Annotated in this window: 1 protein-coding gene; it reads left to right on the forward strand. The window is 60.5% G+C overall.

Features of this window, described 5'->3' with window-relative positions; all coding sequences use genetic code 11:
• Positions 1-427: 427 nt before the first annotated feature.
• Positions 428-2,926, forward strand: a 2,499-nt coding sequence (locus NKH19_RS33040; RefSeq protein WP_352983878.1) for a Ulp1 family isopeptidase, incomplete at its 3' end; no start/stop codon positions are given.

A 2,926-nucleotide genomic window follows, 5' to 3' on the forward strand; every position in this document is an offset into this window, starting at 1 on the left:
CCATCATCATGCGCCGGATTCGTCAGTGGTTGATCTGAATCCCCCCGCACCGTCCGAGTTGCGTGACCATGCTCGTTCTGTGCCGGCGGCGGTGCAGCCAGATCCTCCAATAGGGGTCTCCGGTCGCGACAAGGGTCCCCTCTATTCCAACGATGCGACCGTTGTCGAAGGGCTGAGGTCAGCTTACGCGGGTAAGGTCAAGGAGAGCACGGTCAAGCGCCATGTAAATTCTCTTCTCGGCTTTGGTCGTTGGCTCTTTGACAATAACAGGCCGGGATTTGCTGCTCGGCTTGACGAATCGTCGCTGGATCAGGATCGCAAGGAGTACGAGAGCAGGGGTGGCCCCTCGGAGTACGAGAGCAGGGGTGGCCCCTCGATCGTGGCTAGAGCACTGGGTCGTCTCAAGACGTTGGCGGGCGGAGCGCCAGTGGTCGACCGCCCTGTCCGGAATCCCTACCCTGCCGACGCCGCGCTCATCAGAGATTACACAGCGGCTCTCATCAAAGAGTACAAAGAAGCGCCTGCGACCGGGCCGAATCGCGGTACCATTCAGGTCTATGGATCTACTCTTATACGTTTCAGTGAATACCTGCATGAAAACAAAAAGCCGGGGATTGCGGATCGGCTTCACGAGGGGTCGCTGGATGAAGATGCCAAGCGCTATGTGAACTCCGGTGGTAACCGGAGGATCAGTGCACTAGCTCATCTCCGGAAGTTCGCACCCGGGCGCGAAATTGCCCTTGCTGCTCGTCCGGAAGACGCAGTCGGCATGGAGGCTCGTGCCATTGGGGACGCCGCTGCGCAGCGCAGCGGGCCGCAGGAGGCATTGGGTCGGCCAGAGAGGCCCCCTGGGAAAGCTAAAGACGGGCGGGTGCTCGGCGCATTGGAATGGCTAGGCGACGAACATATCCAGAGGGATTACCAACTCCTGGAGCAGGAGTTGCAGGGGAACAATCCAGATCTCGCCGCCCGGACGCGGTTCGTGGATCCCCTCGTAGCCAATTATCATCTGCGCTTGGGCTCCAAGAGCGTCATGCTAAGCGCATTCCAGCGCATCGTCCATAAGAACGGCAACGACACAGCCGACTTCCTGTTCGTGCCAGTGAGCGATGCCGGTACGACTCGTGAGGAGCGCGGCAAACATTGGTCGCTGCTGTTCGTTGATCGCAGCGACCGGGAACGGCCGGTTGCCTATCATTATGACTCCTACAACGGATGGCATGACCCGCTTGCAAAAGAGCTCGCAGAAAATCTGGGCGCCAGCCTGGAGACCCGCGTGGGCGTATCCCGCATCGCCCAGCAGAGCAACGTGGTGGATTGCGGAGTCTACGTGGTGGACGGCACGCGGGCGCTGGTTGGGCGATTGCAATCGCAGCCAGATAACCTGAACCTCAACAACCTCGTCGTCAATCGGCAGGCACTACAAACCCGCCTCAGGGGTGACAATACATTCGGAACGGCAAATAATCTCACGAACTTTGAACTCATGGACCGACAGGCCCGAGACGCGGTTAAGGAAAGCCCCGTTGGGACGTTTCACCAGCAGATCAAGCGGCTCGGCCAGTCAGCGCCAGACGTTGCTCCCGGGGACCCATTTAAATCTCAAAGTCTTGAGAGCAAGGGGGACGCCGCTGCGCAGCACAGCGGGCCGCAGGAGGAATACAGTTGGCCAGAGTATCTCCCCCCTGGGAAAGCTAATGAAGACGACGCTGTTCTGGCATCGTCTTTCGTGCCAACTGGGCCCCATCACCAAGCCTCGGATCCCGCAGGGTCCTTTCGTCCCCTGAGCTGGCGCGACGGCGACCAGCGCGCGCCGGACGAGCGGATCGCAGCACAGGACAGGAGCAACCAGCTACCAAGCGAGGAGGTCCTCATCAACCGTGAGCATGATACAGCGGAGTTGAGACCAGTGAAGAGGCAAAGGACCCCGAACAGTCGTCTGCAGGACGTTGCCACTGAGCCGCAGCTGAGCGAGATCGGCAATTCAGGCGCTCGCGTGCTGATGCAGGCCCCCACCCATCAAGTGGGTGCATTGCCATGGGAAGCGCAGCCCATGATGCAAGGGAGCGGACAAGAACACGCCGCGGCGCCGTACGCCGGAGGCAGTGGGTCGATGCTGGGTGCCTCGGTGCTGCAGCCGGGTCACTCAACGGCGCGCCATCATCATGCGCCGGATTCGTCAGTGGTTGATCTGAATCCCCCCGCACCGTCCGAGTTGCGTGACCATGCTCGTTCTGTGCCGGCGGCGGTGCAGCCAGATCGCCCAAAAGTGGTCTCCGGTCCCGACAAGGGTCCTCTTTATTCCAACGATGCGACCCTTGTCGAAGGGCTGAGGTCAGCACTCTATGCCGGTAAGGTCGGGGAGATCACGGTCAAGCGCCATGTAGATATTCTTTTCGGCTTTGGTCATTGGCTCGTTGAAAATAACAAGCCGGGGATTGCGGATCGGCTTCACGAGGAGTCGCTGGATCGGGATCGCAAGGAGTACGAGATCTGGGGTGGCGGCCCCTCGGCCGTGGCTGGGTCACTGGGTCGTCTCAAGACGTGGGCGGGCGGAGCGCCAGTGGTGGGCCGCCCGGCCCTGAATCCCCACCCTGCCGACGCCGTGCTCATCAGAGAGTACACAGCGGCTCTCATCAAAGCGTACGAGGCAGCGCCGACCGGGCCGAAACCCCGTACCGTTGAGGTCTATGGGTCTGCTCTTAGACGTTTCAGTCAATGCCTGGTTGAAAACAAAAAGCCGGGGATTGCGGATCGGCTTCACGAGCGGTCGCTGGATGAAGATGCCAAGCGCTATATGAAAACCGCTGAAATCAGTGCACTAACTCATGTCCGGAAGTTCGCACTCGGGCGCGAAATTGCCCTTGCTGCTCGTCCGGAAGACGCAGTCGGCATGGAGGCTCGTGCCATTGGGGACGCCGCTGCG

It is taken from the genome of Mesorhizobium sp. M1338 (assembly GCF_040318045.1).
Lineage (GTDB): Bacteria > Pseudomonadota > Alphaproteobacteria > Rhizobiales > Rhizobiaceae > Mesorhizobium.